This is a genomic window from uncultured Litoreibacter sp., from assembly GCF_947487515.1.
In the GTDB taxonomy this organism is placed as follows: domain Bacteria; phylum Pseudomonadota; class Alphaproteobacteria; order Rhodobacterales; family Rhodobacteraceae; genus Litoreibacter.
Map to the genome: position 1 here is coordinate 429,605 of NZ_CANKWO010000002.1, position 15,847 is coordinate 445,451.

A 15,847-nucleotide genomic window follows, 5' to 3' on the forward strand; every position below is an offset into this window, starting at 1 on the left:
TAGGCCTATGCCCGCCTTGCGTCAACTGCCCGCACTTGATCCTTGCAATGCACGGTCGTAAAGCGGGGCTATGTTTACAGTTGCAGCACTCTATCACTTTACCCGATTCTCTGATCCGGATGCATTGCGCCCCGCCATTGTGGAACTTTGCGCAAAGGCTGGAATACGCGGCACATTGCTTGTCGCAAATGAAGGGATCAACGGAACTGTCGCCGGAGACCGCGCGGGCATTGACGCCTTGCTGAGCCATCTTCGTAGCTTGCCAGGCTGCGCAGACCTAGAGCACAAGGAATCGTCAGCTACAGAGATGCCATTCAATCGAATGAAAGTACGTTTGAAGCGCGAGATCGTGACAATGGGCCAGCCCGATGTAGATCCTCGCGCACGCACCGGGCACTACGTGAAACCGGAAGATTGGAACGCCCTTATCCAGTCAGAAGATGTGGCCGTCATTGATACCCGCAACGACTACGAGATTGCCATCGGGACATTTGAAGGTGCCATTGACCCGATGACCAAAAGCTTCGGTGAGTTTCCCGCATGGTGGGAGGCCAATAAAGATCGCTTTCACAACAAGCGAGTGGCCATGTTCTGCACCGGTGGCATTCGATGTGAGAAGTCGACGAACTACCTGCTCGGGCAAGGCGTCGAGGATGTATATCACCTCCAAGGTGGGATATTAAAATACCTCGAAGAAGTCCCAGAAGCCGACAGCACTTGGGATGGCGAATGTTTTGTCTTTGACGGCCGCGTGTCCGTTGGCCACGGATTAAAGGAAGGCAATTTAAAGCTATGCTATGCCTGTCGCCGCCCGCTTCAACCCGAAGACTTACGGCACGAAAACTACGAACCGGGTGTCAGCTGCCACCATTGTCATGCCGAGACAAGTGACTCCGACAAACAACGATTTCGAGAGCGCCAAAAACAGATCAAACTGGCAAGCAAACGCGGCGAAACACATATAGGTTAGTCACCCGTTTCAGTTCACACCTGCTCTGACTTGGTCAATTCCCGAGCATTGCGTAGCATGTTATCTAGGTCTTCAACTCCCCCAAGTAGATGGCAACTTGACGTGCGGTCTGACCCCGAAGCTTTCGCAAAGCATCCAACTGTTGTGCTGTTGGCAGTTTGACCAAATGCTTTGCGATTAAGGCTGGATGCTGCGCCATAATACTCACGTCTTGCATTGGTTGAGGCGTAGCGTCTGGGGAAACTGCTTTAGCTTTTTCCAATTTTGGCGCAGTCCGTTTCGCAGGCGTCGACCGGACACGCCCCTTCTCGGCATCTGCCAACCGGCGCACCAATTTTGCGAGTGTTTTGCTCATGTCCGGCGGCGGCGCTTTGACATCTATCGGGCGAATGGCTGTTTGCGCCAACTCTCGGAAAAACGGATGAGGAGAAGATTTCGCAAAATCCGCCCCCAACATAGACACCAGCATACGCGCCTTTTTAACCTGACTGGACGTCGGAGGCGTTGCTTGTGCATCCTGCTGTACTAATGATTTTTCGCTTTGCTGCGACATTTATAAATAACTCCGAACCAAGGCACTTGAAATGAGGCTCCACCCATCGGCGACAACGAAGAAGGCCAACTTGAAGGGCAGTGAAACAATCGCGGGAGGCACCATCATCATCCCCATCGACATTAACACCGCAGAAACAACCAAATCGATAATGAGAAAGGGAAGAAAAACAAGAAACCCTATTTGAAAGGCCCGTTCGATTTCGCTCAACATGAAGGACGGAACCAATATCGAAAGTGACGCTTCACGGGGGGGGCCTGTCCCAGCCTGCCCAGGACGGAGCTCTGCCAAGGTTTGAAAAGTTTCCAAATCCAACCTTGCCGCCATGAAACCACGAAAAGGCTCCAAAGCCTTGGGGATCGCCTCTTCTACAGTCAGTAACCCGTCATTCAACGGCTTCAAACCCGCCTCCCAACTTGCTGTAAAAACCGGATCCATCACAAAATATGTCAGAAACAATGCAAGGCTTACGATCAACATGTTCGGTGGGGCCGATTGCAGGCCGATGGCCTGACGCAAGATGGACAAAACAGTCACTATAAATGGGAAGCAGGTGACCATGATCGCAATTCCCGGCGCAAGGCTGAGAACCGTCATAAGCGCGATCAATTGCATCGCGCGCCCGCTAAGAGAGGCCTCATCCCCTAAGGAAATCGATACGTCCTGTGCAAAGGCCGGAGACACAAAAAACATCCCGGCAATCAACAGGAAGACCCACCATTTTCCGCGCAGGTGGATTGGCTTCATTTTAACCCTACCGCGGGATCACCCACAGCAATCAAGCGCACGGATAAACCACCGTCTTCAGCATCGGGAGAGCTTTCCAAAAAGCCGGTTGCCACGAGTTTATCCCCCACGAAAAGCTCCACTGGGTCGTCAATTTGTGTTTGCAGTGGCAGCACTGAATCTGGCCCCAGCTCCATTAATTCCTTGATCGTTGGGGAGGCCGACCCCACGCAAACTCGAAGGTCGACACTGACGCCCTGCAAAATGTCGTCTTTCGATTTGTCAGGCTCAGGCATGTTTTTCGCCCCTTTCGTCGGACACTTCGAAAAATGCATCGATCACTTTTCGAAGTGAGTCTAAAGTCGCATCAAGATCGACGCGCGTCTGTCCGTCATTGAGATGCAGAATCGCTTGCGAAGCGGTTAACGTCGGTTCAGATTCGACAGTCAGAGGAAATTTCACAACATCTGTGACAAGTTCGCGAAGCAGGTCTTCGACCTCTGGCGCACAAGAGATCGACACTGGCGCATCAATCGTTTGAGCCGCGTCATCCAGTACTTCAACCACCCTAGCCCCGAGGCTTTCGGCTAACATCTGCGGCAGAACCACATCAACCATGGCCTGCAACACGGGCCGCATAGATTGCATTGCATGCTCACGGGCTTCAAAATAGGTGAAGTTTAACTCTTGAAGAGCCGATGAAAGAGATTCTCGGACATTGCTCTCGGATGTCTCACTGGCCGCTGCCCCGTCCTGCCAGCCACATTTGTAACCTTCATCAAAGGAAGCTCGCGCCTCACTGGACTGATCGCCAGCAGTTTTTTGATGCGACGCCACACTGGAACTGGCTGAAGCAAAGTCTTCTAAGAAAGGTATCTGGGTCATTGCAATGCTACCTCCGGCTCTTCAATCCAGCTTTTCAACACTTCAACCGTTTCGTCCTGACGCTCGTCTATCAAAGCTTTCAACCGCTCTGTGGGATCTTCAATTTGTGCAGGAAGCGTCGTGACACTTTGACCGGACTGCGAAGCAGTCAGCGCCCCAGACGTGAGAGCCGGCGCGTCCGCGTTGGAACTGCTGTTGTTTGGTAGAGCCGGTGCCGATTGCGGTCCGGCGAGTAAATCAACCGGTGGGAGTTCATTAAGCGGGGGCCTTTGTGTGCTAGCAGACATTAGTATCGGCCTAAGAACGAAAAGACCCAACGCCAGCACCACAGCAGCAGCAACCCCGATCTGCGTGAGCCCGATCACATCCAATGGGCGCGACGTGACCCATCCGTTTTCGGGTGATTCCGCCAGCGCCGGATCAGGAGAAAGATCCATAGAGCGTAGGGTAACCGAATCGCCGCGTTCCTCATCAAAGCCGACGGCCGATTTGATCAAAGCTTCCAACGCAAGAAGCTCTTCTTCGCTACGAGGCTCCCAAACCTCTGTGCCACTGTCATCGACCCGTTTGGTACCTCCGACAAGTACCGCAACCGTAATGCGTTTGATCGACCCCGCAACCCGTCGGACCTCGCGGGTGGTTTCGGAGATTTCGTAGTTAACAATCTCGCGGGTATCAGAATCTTGCCCTGATTGCTCCCCATTGCCCTGACCACCACCTTCCGGCAAATTGCTTGCAACAGTTACTCCGCCACCGCCTTGATTTTTCGAAGAACTGGAAGATTCTTGGGTGTTTGTGCTGATTGCAACGCGGCTCTCGGGGTCGACCTTGCGCTCGACAATAACTTCCTCATCAGTAAGCGTATCAACATTCACTTCAACAACTGCGCCACCGACACCCGTTCGAGCAAGCATCAATCGTTCCACATTCTTCTTCAGCCTATCTCCATGAGCAAGCGCCGTTCGCACAGGAGTTTCTGCTCCTGCGTGAGCAATAATCACCCCGAGGTCAGCGTTGATAATTGATACATCTTCAGGTTGAAGCCCCGACACAGCAGAGGCCACCAAAAAGCGGATAGCCTCAGCAGTGCCATTCTGAATGTTTCCACCGTCCCCACGAATAGAAACTGATGCAGTTGGCTGGGCTGAACGGCGGAAGGGACTTTGACTCGACTGGGCAATGTGAACTCTTGCGGCGCTGATTTGGGGGTTCGCAACGATTGTCCGAGCAAGCTCCCCCTCCTTTGCGCGCAAATATGCCGCATCAAACATCTGAGACGTTGTTCCAAATCCGCTGAGCTCATCAAGAAGCTCGTATCCATCGCCGCCGTTGGCGGGCAAACCTGCGCCTGCCAAAGTTAAGCGCAGTTGGTCACGACGACTTTCATCTACATAGATGGCGCCCCCCTTCACTTCGAATTCAACGCCCTGCCCTTCCAACTGCTCAATAATCTCGCCTGCGGCATTCGGTGCTAAACCGCTAAACAACAGCCCCATATTCGGAGTCGCAGCGACTCGCGTTAAAAATAGCACACCAAGCATTACGAGAACGGCAGAGCCGATTACTGTTACTCGTTTTCGCCCATCCAAAGCAGTCCAAATATCTTGAAATTGCTGCACGTTGAACCTCTCCTAAAACGAGTCGTTCTAACTCGCTGACACCCACATAAAGTGATCAGCCTTAACAATCGGTTAGTCGGTTGAAGCTTATACCTGAAAAAAATTGGTGAGAATCAAATGGCTGATGAAACAGATAGTGAAACTGAAGATGCACCTCCCAAAAAGGGAAAACTCGGCCTTATTTTGGGGTTGGTCTTGGCCATCGCAGGTGGTGGCGGGGCATTTTTCGCGGCGTATAGCGGTATGATTCTCGCACCGACACCTGTTGAAGAAGTTGAGGCTACTCATGAGGAAACAGAACCTCTTCCTGCTATTAGTTTTGTACCGATAGAACCGATAGTTATAACTGTCGGTCGATCTGGATCGCGGCAATTGCGTTTCCGGGCTGAACTTGAGGTGGACCCCGAACGAACTGACGATGTTGCACTACTCATGCCCAGAATTTTGGACGTATTGAACGGCTATCTTCGTGCAGTAGATTTGGCCGAACTTGAAAACCCTGCTTCACTCATAAGACTGCGCGCACAAATGTTACGTCGAATTCAAATCGTAACTGGTCAAGGTCATGTGCGCGATCTTCTCATTACCGAATTCGTATTTTCATGAGGGCTTAGAATGAATTTCTTATCCGACATCCTTCTTGGCTTTGGGGCCATCGCAGCGGCAATCTATTGCTTTGTTCTGTCGCGAAAACTTTCAAACTTAAAGGGGCTAGATCAGGATCTAGGATCCGCGATTGCAGTGCTATCTGGTCAAGTAGATGAAATGACCAAAGCCCTAGCTTCTGCTCAAAACACGGCTAGCGATTCGGCACAACAACTTGAAGCTAGAACCGCTGCTGCGACACAGGTTTCTGAACGGTTAGAACTGATGATTGCCGCACTGCAAGACCTTTCGGAAACGGATGATGATCCAATTCCAGATGAGCAACCACAGCCCACGAATGAAGTCTTATTTGTTCGAAACGCATCAAGGCAGGCATCATAATGGCGCATTCAAGAAAGAATAAGACCGTTCGAGGCGTGCTTACATTCATAGTTTCAATGTTACTTCTATCAGGAAGCATTCGTCTCGGGTCCATTGGCTTTGCAATTGCGTCCAGCCCGAAAGAGCTTCCAGTTGAGGCTGTATGCGTCACCGATGCAGAAACGCAAGAATTGATGGCAATGTTAAACCAAAGATCAAAGAGCATTGATTTGCTTGAAAAGGCCCAGGCGGAACGTGAAGTAAAACTTCGGCAAGCCGAAGCTGACATTTTGGCGAACCTGGAGAGAGTTGAAGCAGCAGAAGCGAAACTAGCCCAAACCATACAACGCGTAGATAGTGCCTCTTCCGATGACATTGGCCAGCTAACAGCCGTCTATCAATCCATGAAACCGAAGGATGCCGCCTTGTTATTTGAACAAATGAGCCCTGACTTTGCATCAGGGTTTCTCAGCCAAATGCCTCCAGCAGTGGCTGCCGGAATATTGTCCGGTTTATCCGCAGAAAAAGCATATGCGATAAGCGTTGTCCTTGCCGGTCGAAATGCAGACGCCCCAAAGCAGTAACTACCCTCGATAGAACACAGGAAGGAGCATAACAAATGGTTGGAATCGTTGGTATAATTGTCGTTTTTGTAATGGTCTTCGGAGGATATCTCGCCGCTGGGGGTAAAATGGGTATCATCCTGAAATCGCTCCCCTTCGAGTTCACAATGATTGGGGGAGCTGCGCTGGGAGCATTCCTTATTAGTAATGATTTCGCCGGAGTGAAACACACTGTCAAAGATGTTGGTAAAGTTTTCAAAGGTCCAAAATGGAAGAAGCAGGATTACCAGGACCTTTTATGCTTGTTGTCAGAGTTGCTACGCGTTGCAAGACGGAGTCCTGTGGAACTCGAGCCACATATCGAAGCCCCGGAAGACTCTGCAATTTTTGGATTGTATCCAAAAATTCTTGGCGATCATGAAACCGTAAATCTCATTTGCGATACCCTGCGCTCTGCGGGAATGAATTATGACGACCCACACCAAGTGGAAGAAGTTTTAGAAAAACGGATCGAAGGAAATGCCCACCATGCACTGCATTCAAGTCATGCAATGCAAACTATCGCTGACGGGCTGCCCGCCTTGGGAATTGTGGCGGCTGTATTGGGTGTTATCAAGACAATGGGGTCAATTGACCAACCTCCCGAAATTCTCGGGAAACTGATCGGTGGCGCGTTGGTTGGAACGTTTTTGGGCGTGTTTCTGGCATATGGATTCATTGGCCCATTCGCAGCAAAAATACAAACAGTCACTGAAGACGAAGGAAACTTTCAATCATTAATACGAGAAATACTTGTAGCAAATCTCCACATGCATTCTGTGAACATGTGTATAGAAGTCGGCCGACAAAACACCCCTAGTACCCTTCGCCCTACTTATTCCGAACTGGAAGAGGCACTCAAAGGCGCGCGAAAGGATGCCGCATGAAGTTCACTATTTTGGCGATTGCTATCTGTTTTCCACTCTCCCTGTTTGCTAAGCCTGCGCTTGTAAAATCTGGAGAGCACAAAGAATTCTCTAGGCTTGTCATCTATACGGGTGACATTCCTAAATGGGAAAAAACTAAAACAGGTGACAATGTAGCTATCTCACTTCTCGGATGGTCTTCAAATTTTGACACTTCAAGCGTGTTTACATTCATTCCGCAGACGCGCGTGAAAAAGATTCAAAAAACAGATAGCGAACTCCTTCTAACCCTTGGGTGCAACTGCTCGGTTGAAGTGTCACCCATTTCAGGAGTCGGGCTGAAGATCGATATCATTGACGTCGCCGCCTCATCGCCCACGCTTCGTTTGGAGGCTCCCAAATACGCAAATTGGTTCGCGCCTAACGAAATGGTTAGCAAAAACGAAACATCTGCCGCAACTCGCCATCTTCGAAGTGCTTTGGAAAAGAGTATAGACACCGCCTCAAACCAAAGAATCTTAGATCCATCGGCGATATCTCAACTCACAGATAGTTCCCAAAGCCTTACAATTCGGCCCCACGAGCCCGTCCCAATATCACAACTTCGAATGCGAAGCCGAACAACTGCAGAGTCTTCGGAACAAAAGAACGACAACCCCGCGTTGATCAAACTGAAGTGCCCGCCAATTCGGCACGGGGACATAGAAAACTGGGGAACATCTGACCCGTTCGCTCTTCAACTCGCAGACCTGAGGCGAGAATTGGTAGGAGAGTTCGATGCTGTCCATACTAAAACGGCGCACAAGTTGGCGCGGTTGTACTTGCATTTTTCAATGGGTGCCGAAGCTATTTCTACTCTGAATTCTCTTAGCCAGCACAGACACAATGATGACCTCATACTACCTATTGCGAACCTACTAGAGGGAAACATGTTAAATGAACTAAAGGTCAACATACCCTTGAATGGATGCACCGGATCCAACGCAATATGGGCCGCACTGATGAGTGCCGAAGATACGGAAATTTCTGAACCACAAATCAAAATCATTTTGAAATCATTCGCCCTGCTACCTGATCAGTTGCAGACAGTGCTGGCTCCTAGGCTTTCTAAGAGACTGCTCGCAGAGGGAAAGGACGTGGCAGCAAGCGTGTTGACGAAGCAGGCATCTAGAGGCAAAGAGGCTAAAGATCTTCTCTCCTATAACTTTAAGGACGTTACCGTTCCTCAGTTGGAAACTCAAATTTCGAAAGGGAACATAGATACTCCTCCAGCCTTATTGGAGTATATGGATCGCAACCTTCAGAGCGGCACCCCGATCGATGGGGATATTAAAGTCATCGCTGAATCCTTCGCTGTCCAACAAGCAGGAGATGCTATCGTTCCTCAAATTCAATCTTCGTTAGTAAGAAACGCGGCACTGGAAGGTGATTTTACGCTTGCTCTCACATTAGCTTTGGAGAACGAGCTTTTAGACCAAAGGGGTGACACAATCCCATATATTGTGAGCGCAGCCTTAAAAAATGGAAGCAATTTCGATTTGGCGAAGTTCTCGATACTACTTAAAAATAATATTGACCTAAAAACGTTAAGCTTCGACGCTAGAGCCGAAGTATCAAAAAGATTACGTGAAGTTGGATTATATAAACTTTCGGATCAATTCATACTCAAATATAGATCAGAAACGCCCTCTCAATCAACGACTTCCAAGGAAAGCGTTCCCGCGAGCAGTAATCGCCCTCAACCTCCAATCGACGGCTCTCTTCAGCAAGCCAGGATCATTACTCAAGAAAGTTCAAAGTTGAGAGCAGACATTGCAGAGACAATAGCAAACCGCGTACCAATTAACTAAAACACAACATCAATTCGCCTATCATTGTGCAACACCCGGGTGGCCTAATCTTTCAGAGCCCCTTCTATCTAATTTTGCACAAACTGGCTCTTTTTCATGAAACTACTTCTGCAACCCACTGTCGCCCTAGCAGTTGCGCTCATGGCAATCATTGTGATGATGATATTGCCCATGCCTTCATGGGTTCTGGATCTAGGTCTTGCTGCCTCCTTTGGCTTGGCAATCTTAATGTTCACAACCACATTGTTCCTGGAAAGGCCTTTGGATTTTTCCGCGTTTCCTACAATTCTCTTGGCGTCACTGATGCTGCGCCTTTCTCTCAATATTTCATCAACCAAACTCATCATCGGCGAAGGCCACACTGGGACCGGTGCCGCGGGAAACGTCATAGAAGGGTTTGCAAGCTTCGTCATGGGAGGAAGCGTCTATCTGGGCCTGGTCGTCTTTAGCGTCCTCCTAATTGTTAACTTTATCGTTATCACCAAAGGTGCAACGCGCATGGCCGAGGTCGGAGCTCGTTTTGCGTTAGATGGGATGCCGGGAAAGCAATTGGCCATTGATAGCGATATGTCGGCAGGGGCTATCGACCACAATGAAGCCAAATCCAGAAGGGAAAGAGAGCAAGCAGAAACGACTTTCTTCGGCTCTCTCGATGGCGCGTCGAAGTTTGTAAAAGGCGATGCTGTAGCCGGACTACTTATCACGATGTTGAACCTCGTAATGGGCCTCATAATAGGCGTTGCTTCACACGAAATGCCTTTGGGCTTGGCGTTTGAAACCTACGCAATTCTTACAGTTGGAGACGGGCTCGTAACTCAAATTCCCGCGGTGATTATTTCCATTGCAACAGCGTTACTATTGGCCAGAGGTGGTACCAGCGGAGCGACCGATATCGCGTTGGTGGAACAGATCGGTCGGCACCCTGCCGCTTTAGCAACCGTCGGGGTACTTATGATTTTCTTCGCTTTGGTTCCTGGCCTTCCATTCGCACCATTCGTTCTCGGAGCCATAGTTTTGCTCGCTTCGGCCTACCACTTTAAACGAAAAATTGATCTTACCCCCGAAACTGTCGCACCGGTGTCGATTGACCGCGTCCCCGAAAAATCGATGGGAGACATTCTGGATCTTGATGAAATTCATGTCGAGTTTTCACCAGATTTGGTCATGATGGCACTAGATCCAGCCACAGGCTTGGAGACCCGAATAGGTAACATGCGAAGCCATGTTGCCACGAGTTTTGGTTTGGTTTTACCTGAAATTCGATTGACCGATGACGCTTCCTTGAAATCAGGAACCTATCGAATACGCATTCAGGGCGTCGTCAAAGCAGAAGACCGCTTACACCCTGATTCGGTATTGGCCCTCCTGCCTTCGAATGATCCGAACGCGATCGAGGGGGAAACGGTGAAAGAACCGGTCTATGGAGCGCCGGCCAAATGGATTGGCCGGAAGCGAAAGGAAGAAGCAGCATTGGCTGGGTGCACAGTCGTATCCCCACCTGAAATCCTTGCCACGCATCTTCTTGAAGTCGTTAAGAATAATTTCCCCCGCCTGCTGAGCTTAAGAAGTTTGCAGCGGTTACTCGATGAGTTCACTAACCTCTCGGACTCTAAACGAAGCGACTCGAACAAGAAAATTCTGGACGACCTCATTCCAGAGAAAGTTTCCATTGAAACGCTGTTACAGGTGTTGCGACTGTTGTTGGAAGAGCAAGTATCCATCAGAAATTTACCAGTAATTCTAGAAAGTATCGCCGAGGGGAGATCAATTCATTCGACCGCCGAGGCACTATGTGAACACACCAGGCAGCGACTGGGTGCTCAAATATTTAGCGATATAGAGCGCGATGACGGCTCACTCCCATTGCTGCAACTTTCTCAAGACTGGGAAGATATTCTCAGCAAGTATTCATCACCCGAAAGCCAGCCATCTGGAGTTGCGTTACCTCCAGAGGAATACTCAAAATTGGTTGAAAATTTGACCCAGAAACTATCTCACTTGAACGACGCAAATGTATTCCCAGCAGTCGTTACATCGGGTCAACGTCGGCGATTTTTGCATCTACTCCTCTCAAGTCGCGGCATAAAAACTTCCATTTTGTCATATGAAGAAATAGCGCAGGACAGCCGTCCCGCCATTGTGGGCGTGGTTCCCGCCTAATGCATCTAATCGCCTCATCATTCACATTTTGGGAGGATTACGTCTGGATTGTCTCACTAGTATTTTTCCGTGTTGGCGCCGCGATGGCCTTGCTTCCTGCATTTGGGGAACAAGTCGTTCCCGCACGTGTAAAAATATCAGCGACGATCGCGTTTTCAATCGTTCTAACTCCGCTAGTTTGGTCGGATATTGAGCATGTCACGACATTGAAGGCATGGATCCCCCTGATTGGCCCCGAGGTCGTATCCGGATTGCTTATCGGGTTTACTTTCCGAATGATGGTTTTTGTGCTTCAAATTGCAGGTACAATTGCCGCTCAATCGACTTCTTTGTCCCAGTTTTTTGGTGGTGGACTAGGGGCCGACCCACAACCCGCGTTCAGTACATTACTTGTTGTTTCTGGGCTTTGCTTGGCTACCCTGTTGGGCCTCCACATTCGGATTATCGAATTGTTGCACAGCTCGTATCTTAGCTTTCCTGTGGGAAATTGGCCCATGACTGGGGCTTCAGCAGAATGGGCAATGACAAAAGTGACATATATTTTTGGATTGGGTTTTACGCTCGCCGGACCGTTTGTCTTGGCCTCACTCATCTATAACTTAGGCCTTGGCGCGATCAACAAGGCGATGCCGCAGTTAATGGTAGCACTTGTAGGGGCGCCTGCCATAAGCTTTGGTGGATTGGCGCTTCTGTTGGTGTCCTCTCCAATCATTCTTACGGTCTGGGGGCGAAGCTTTGCTTGGATCACGAGCCCAGCAGGAGCTGGATTCTAATGTCGGAGGCATCAGACACAGGTGAAAAAACACATGAACCTACGCCCAAAAAGCTTCTAGATGCGCGAAAGAAGGGGCAAATACCCAAGTCCACCGATTTGTCAGCGTCTGCCGCCTACCTTGGACTTATCTTGGCTCTGACTATTTTGGGGCCAACATCAATCTTAGGCGCGTCCTCCAAGTTGAGCCGGTTCATTGCGGACCCCACCGCCTTCGTTTCACAAGAAGGCGCAATTGAATTAGCAAGTATCTCCAGAGTTATAGGGTCTGTAAGTGTGGCAACTCTCATCCCTTTCTTTGCTGTTCCTGCGCTCGCCGTCCTCCTCAGCTTGATTTCGCAACAGGCGATCACATTTGCTCCGTCGAAATTGGCACCGAAGCTAAGCAAAATTTCACCAATCACATCCGTGAAAAACAAATTTGGGAGTTCTGGGCTGTTTGAGTTCGCAAAATCAGTTGTAAAACTGGTTATCGTGGGATTGGTGATGTTTTGGTTTATTCGTTCCAGCCTTCCTGAAATGCTTCAGATAATTGGGTTAGAACCACGTCAACTGACCGCATCTCTTGGAAACAACATTCTTTCTTTTCTTACTATTATCCTAGTCATTTCAGTTGCCATAGGCGGTATCGACTACCTATGGCAGCTCGCAGAGCACTTGCGGAAAAATAAAATGTCCCGAAAAGAAGTAGAGGACGAGAGTAAAGAAGCTGAAGGGGATCCTCACAACAAACAAGCGCGGCGGCAACGGGGATATGAAATCGCTATGAATCAAATGCTTGCCGATGTTCCTGAGGCCGCAGTCGTGATCGTTAACCCCACTCATTACGCCGTCGCATTGAAATGGGACCCGCTATCCGCAAGCGCTCCCATTTGTGTTGCCAAAGGAACGGATGAGATAGCTATGCGTATTCGAGAAACCGCCGCTGAATTCTCTGTTCCGATTCACCGCGACCCCCCAACTGCGCGCTCCTTGTTCGCACGAATAGATGTGGGTCAGGAAATATGGCCAGACGACTACAAAGCCGTCGCGGCTGCCATTCGATTTGCTCAATCAATAAATTCTAAGGCAAAGCAAATCTGATGAATGAAGAAGAACTCATTCCGGCACTAGATGCGGTGTATCAAATGGATCAAGCGCGTTTGGCCAAGTTGCACGATCAGGTTTCTGAGTTACAGAAACTGATTAACGGCTTAGAAGCCCCCATTCCACAAAAGGAGGGAGTGCTGACACGTATCGAGTTTGCGCAAAATCTGAATCGCCACAATGAGTGGCGCGCACAAGAAGTCATAAGACTCAAGCGAATGATCTACGACCTCGCACCTGAGATCGATGAGGCAAAACAAATGCTCGCAGTCTCCTTTGGGCGCTTGGAAGCGCTGCGAGCCATAATCACAGAAATGAAAAACTAAACGTCTTGGCGAATGATATCTGTAATCAGAATATCTGAAATGTTTTCCCCAGCAACTTTTTGAGCAGTTTCCAGTAGAGCTTTTTTCAATGTTTCCATAACGGTGGGCGCAGTGTAGACCCCGTCAAATCCCCCAATGTATGCGTGATCAAAAAGCACTTGAAGAAACGCATCTCGAAGTTTGGGTTCGCGGTCATAGATAGCACTTGTCTCAGATGCGGGAACTTCAAGACTTAGGGATAGGACGACCAACGCCGATACACGATCATCTTTGATCACTGGGACGACAAATTGATTATTAATTTTAACGTAGTTGAGCTCAACATCCGGCACCTCTTCAGCGGCAGCTTCGGCATTCTGTTCAGCATTTTCATCAACAGAAACCTCCGGCTCCGCGGGGACAGGTCGCAGAGCTATTCCAGCGCCAATTCCGGCACCGACCCCAACCACGACCAACACTAAAGGAACGACTACACCCATCGTAACATCCTAAAAAGGCAACACAATATCGGCAATCTGCTGCCCATACCTAGGTTGCTGAACATCGGTAATCTGGCCACGTCCACCATAAGATATCCGCGCTGATGCAATGCGATCATATGAAACTTCGTTCTTTCGGTTGATATCTTCGGGGCGGACGTATCCACTCACTAACAATTCGCGCAGTTCAAAGTTAACTTTTACCTCTTGTGATCCCTGAATGCTCAGCACTCCATTTTGCAATACATCAACGACCGTTGCTGCTACTCGGATAGAGAATTTCTCGTTCCTTCGTACCGAACCGTCACCAGATGAAGAACTGGAGGAATTCGTAGATACCGCTTGGTCTAGGGAAGCCCCTTCGGGAAGAGCATCATTGATACGCTGAGGAATTCCGAGAAGAGAGGGAATCGCCATACTTTCCGACCCAGAGCGGCCACGCGACGTACTATTTGATATCTCTGCGCGTTCATCGATCTCGACCACCACTGTCACAATGTCACCTGGTTGCTCGGCTCGTTGGTTTCCCAATAGTGAACTTCTGCCTGACTCCCATAGTGATGCACTATCGGTTGGTAGAACAATTTCGGTGGCTTTGGGTATTGGTGTTCGCATCATCGCATAATGCTCGTTGGTGTTCACAATCGGACTTGTCTCTGGCGCTTTGCCTACAGACTCCAAGCGACCGCATGACACACAAATTGCAAGTAGGACAAGCAGTTGCCCCTTAGCAGGTATCGAGCTGATTTTCATAATTTGCCCTATTCTTGGTTGACCAAGATGTCACCAGTTTCACTGACACGCCCTACGACTGTATTTTTTGAAGCAAGGTTAAGAACTCTCAACTTGTCTCCGACCGCGCCCCGACCCAAAGAGCGCCCTTCAGTGGCTATACTGATCGCTCCAGTCTGGAAGATAAGCGTTACAATTTGGTTTCTTTGTACAACCGCCGCCGCCCCTAAATCACCTGCTTGGATCGGACGCCCACGATACAACACACGCTGAACTTCCAACCCTACAACTTGAGAAACCTTTGTGAACGCTCCATGCCCCGCTTCAGAAACCATTACGTCTGTCGCAGTGACTAAATGCCCGGGTCTGAGCGTTTGAGACGGAACCAAAGTTTGTGCAGCAACTGGACCACTGATGACTGCCCACACAAGCAAACTCAACTGAAGATTAAAGGCTCGCCTCATCGGATCTGCGTCGTGGCGCTGAGCATCTGATCAGCCGCAGTGATCACTTTGGCGTTCAACTCGTAGCCCCGTTGCGCTTCAATGAGTTCAGTAACTTCGCGAACAGCATCAACGGAAGAATCTTCCAAGTATCCGTGGCGGAAACTTCCCAGACCGTTTTCTCCTGCAGTCCCGACAACAGCGCTTCCCGATGCGCCGGTCTCAACGAATAAGTTGCTCCCCATAGCTTCGAGGCCCTTCTCATTGGCAAAGCCCGCGATGGTCAGTTGACCCAGCTGTTCCGGCTCAACCCGATCAATGAAATAGGCGAAAACTTCTCCTGCAGGATTGATCGAAATCGAACGTGCATCTTCAGGTATGGTGATATTGGGAACCACGGGAAAACCGTCCGACGTGACCAAAAGCCCGTCTCCGGTGCGCTTCAAACCGCCATCTCGCGTGTAGGCCGCCGTGCCAGATGGCAAGGTAACTTCCAAGTAACCTCGCCCTTCAATCGCGATATCGAGATCCCCGCCAGTACGCGACAATGCACCTTGTTCGACATTCACGGAAACGGCAGTGGGCCTGACACCAAGACCCATCTGAATTCCGGCCGGAACCAATGTGCCATCCGATGCATTGATACTTCCTGCACGCGTAAGCTGTTGATAATGAAGGTCGGCGAACTCCGCTCGACGGGCATTGTAGCCCGTGGTCGACATATTCGCGAGGTTATTCGAAATCACATCCACACGTGTTTGTTGCGCAGCCATCCCTGTGGCCGCAATTTTGAGAGCATTCATAGCTTCATC

General features: G+C 49.7%; 19 protein-coding genes. 10 read left to right on the forward strand and 9 right to left on the reverse strand.

All coding sequences use genetic code 11. The features are described 5' to 3' along the window. The first annotated feature begins 70 nt into the window (after positions 1–70). Positions 71–970: a rhodanese-related sulfurtransferase gene (locus Q0746_RS07730; protein ID WP_298258910.1), complete on the forward strand. Its 900-nt coding sequence runs from the start codon at positions 71–73 to the stop codon at positions 968–970. 64 nt (positions 971–1,034) lie between these two features. On the opposite strand, the gene Q0746_RS07735 is transcribed toward Q0746_RS07730, so the two are convergent. From Q0746_RS07735 to fliF, 5 genes are read right to left on the reverse strand one after another with little or no spacing between them, the layout of a single operon-like run. After that, complete coding sequence (locus tag Q0746_RS07735; protein WP_298258912.1) at positions 1,035–1,523, reverse strand: hypothetical protein; 489 nt, start codon at positions 1,521–1,523, stop codon at positions 1,035–1,037. Continuing rightward, on the reverse strand, positions 1,524–2,216 hold the full coding sequence (fliP, locus tag Q0746_RS07740) for a flagellar type III secretion system pore protein FliP (protein WP_298259706.1): 693 nt from the start codon (positions 2,214–2,216) through the stop codon (positions 1,524–1,526). Between the two features lie 50 nt (positions 2,217–2,266). Beyond that, positions 2,267–2,545 carry a FliM/FliN family flagellar motor C-terminal domain-containing protein gene (locus Q0746_RS07745; RefSeq protein ID WP_298258914.1) on the reverse strand — a complete coding sequence of 93 codons (279 nt, stop codon included), beginning with the start codon at positions 2,543–2,545 and terminating at the stop codon, positions 2,267–2,269. Further along, entirely contained in the window at positions 2,538–3,134 is a 597-nt protein-coding gene (locus tag Q0746_RS07750; RefSeq protein ID WP_298258916.1) for a hypothetical protein, read from the reverse strand. The genes Q0746_RS07745 and Q0746_RS07750 overlap by 8 nt, the downstream gene beginning before the upstream one ends. Then, the gene (gene fliF, locus Q0746_RS07755) at positions 3,131–4,753 is read right to left on the reverse strand and encodes a flagellar basal-body MS-ring/collar protein FliF (protein ID WP_298258918.1); all 1,623 of its coding nucleotides are present in this window, start codon (positions 4,751–4,753) and stop codon (positions 3,131–3,133) included. Before fliF ends, Q0746_RS07750 begins: the two co-directional genes overlap by 4 nt. 117 nt (positions 4,754–4,870) lie before the next feature. On the opposite strand from fliF, the gene Q0746_RS07760 reads away from it, so the two are divergent. The 9 genes from Q0746_RS07760 to Q0746_RS07800 all read left to right on the forward strand — a co-directional run bounded on the left by Q0746_RS07760 (position 4,871) and on the right by Q0746_RS07800 (position 13,381). Then, positions 4,871–5,359, forward strand: a complete 489-nt coding sequence (locus Q0746_RS07760) for a flagellar basal body-associated FliL family protein (protein ID WP_298258920.1) — start codon at positions 4,871–4,873, stop codon at positions 5,357–5,359. A gap of 9 nt (positions 5,360–5,368) precedes the next feature. After that, positions 5,369–5,740, forward strand: a complete 372-nt coding sequence (locus tag Q0746_RS07765; RefSeq protein WP_298258922.1) for a hypothetical protein — start codon at positions 5,369–5,371, stop codon at positions 5,738–5,740. Continuing rightward, positions 5,740–6,303 (forward strand): hypothetical protein, encoded by a 564-nt coding sequence (locus Q0746_RS07770; protein ID WP_298258923.1) that lies wholly within the window; start codon positions 5,740–5,742, stop codon positions 6,301–6,303. Before Q0746_RS07765 ends, Q0746_RS07770 begins: the two co-directional genes overlap by 1 nt. 35 nt (positions 6,304–6,338) lie before the next feature. Beyond that, positions 6,339–7,208 carry a flagellar motor stator protein MotA gene (gene motA, locus Q0746_RS07775; RefSeq protein WP_298258925.1) on the forward strand — a complete coding sequence of 290 codons (870 nt, stop codon included), beginning with the start codon at positions 6,339–6,341 and terminating at the stop codon, positions 7,206–7,208. Further along, positions 7,205–9,037 (forward strand): hypothetical protein, encoded by a 1,833-nt coding sequence (locus Q0746_RS07780; RefSeq protein ID WP_298258927.1) that lies wholly within the window; start codon positions 7,205–7,207, stop codon positions 9,035–9,037. Before motA ends, Q0746_RS07780 begins: the two co-directional genes overlap by 4 nt. A 96-nt stretch (positions 9,038–9,133) precedes the next feature. Next, positions 9,134–11,197 (forward strand): flagellar biosynthesis protein FlhA, encoded by a 2,064-nt coding sequence (gene flhA / locus Q0746_RS07785; protein ID WP_298258929.1) that lies wholly within the window; start codon positions 9,134–9,136, stop codon positions 11,195–11,197. Beyond that, positions 11,197–11,970 carry a flagellar biosynthetic protein FliR gene (locus Q0746_RS07790; RefSeq protein ID WP_298258931.1) on the forward strand — a complete coding sequence of 258 codons (774 nt, stop codon included), beginning with the start codon at positions 11,197–11,199 and terminating at the stop codon, positions 11,968–11,970. Before flhA ends, Q0746_RS07790 begins: the two co-directional genes overlap by 1 nt. Beyond that, complete coding sequence (locus tag Q0746_RS07795) at positions 11,970–13,052, forward strand: flagellar type III secretion system protein FlhB (RefSeq protein WP_298258933.1); 1,083 nt, start codon at positions 11,970–11,972, stop codon at positions 13,050–13,052. Before Q0746_RS07790 ends, Q0746_RS07795 begins: the two co-directional genes overlap by 1 nt. Next, positions 13,052–13,381, forward strand: a complete 330-nt coding sequence (locus Q0746_RS07800) for a hypothetical protein (RefSeq protein ID WP_298258935.1) — start codon at positions 13,052–13,054, stop codon at positions 13,379–13,381. The genes Q0746_RS07795 and Q0746_RS07800 overlap by 1 nt, the downstream gene beginning before the upstream one ends. On the opposite strand, the gene Q0746_RS07805 is transcribed toward Q0746_RS07800, so the two are convergent. The 4 genes from Q0746_RS07805 to flgG are packed head-to-tail and all read right to left on the reverse strand — an operon-like array spanning position 13,378 to position 15,838. Then, the gene (locus tag Q0746_RS07805; protein ID WP_298258937.1) at positions 13,378–13,860 is read right to left on the reverse strand and encodes a flagellar basal body-associated FliL family protein; all 483 of its coding nucleotides are present in this window, start codon (positions 13,858–13,860) and stop codon (positions 13,378–13,380) included. The two genes, Q0746_RS07800 and Q0746_RS07805, sit on opposite strands and share 4 nt — an antisense overlap. Before the next feature lie 9 nt (positions 13,861–13,869). Further along, on the reverse strand, positions 13,870–14,613 hold the full coding sequence (gene flgH, locus Q0746_RS07810; protein WP_298258939.1) for a flagellar basal body L-ring protein FlgH: 744 nt from the start codon (positions 14,611–14,613) through the stop codon (positions 13,870–13,872). A gap of 8 nt (positions 14,614–14,621) precedes the next feature. Then, on the reverse strand, positions 14,622–15,056 hold the full coding sequence (gene flgA / locus Q0746_RS16705; RefSeq protein ID WP_363322747.1) for a flagellar basal body P-ring formation chaperone FlgA: 435 nt from the start codon (positions 15,054–15,056) through the stop codon (positions 14,622–14,624). Next, a complete protein-coding gene (gene flgG, locus Q0746_RS07815; protein WP_298258941.1) occupies positions 15,053–15,838 on the reverse strand; it encodes a flagellar basal-body rod protein FlgG in 786 nt (261 codons plus the stop codon). The genes flgA and flgG overlap by 4 nt, the downstream gene beginning before the upstream one ends. Between the last annotated feature and the right edge of the window lie 9 nt (positions 15,839–15,847).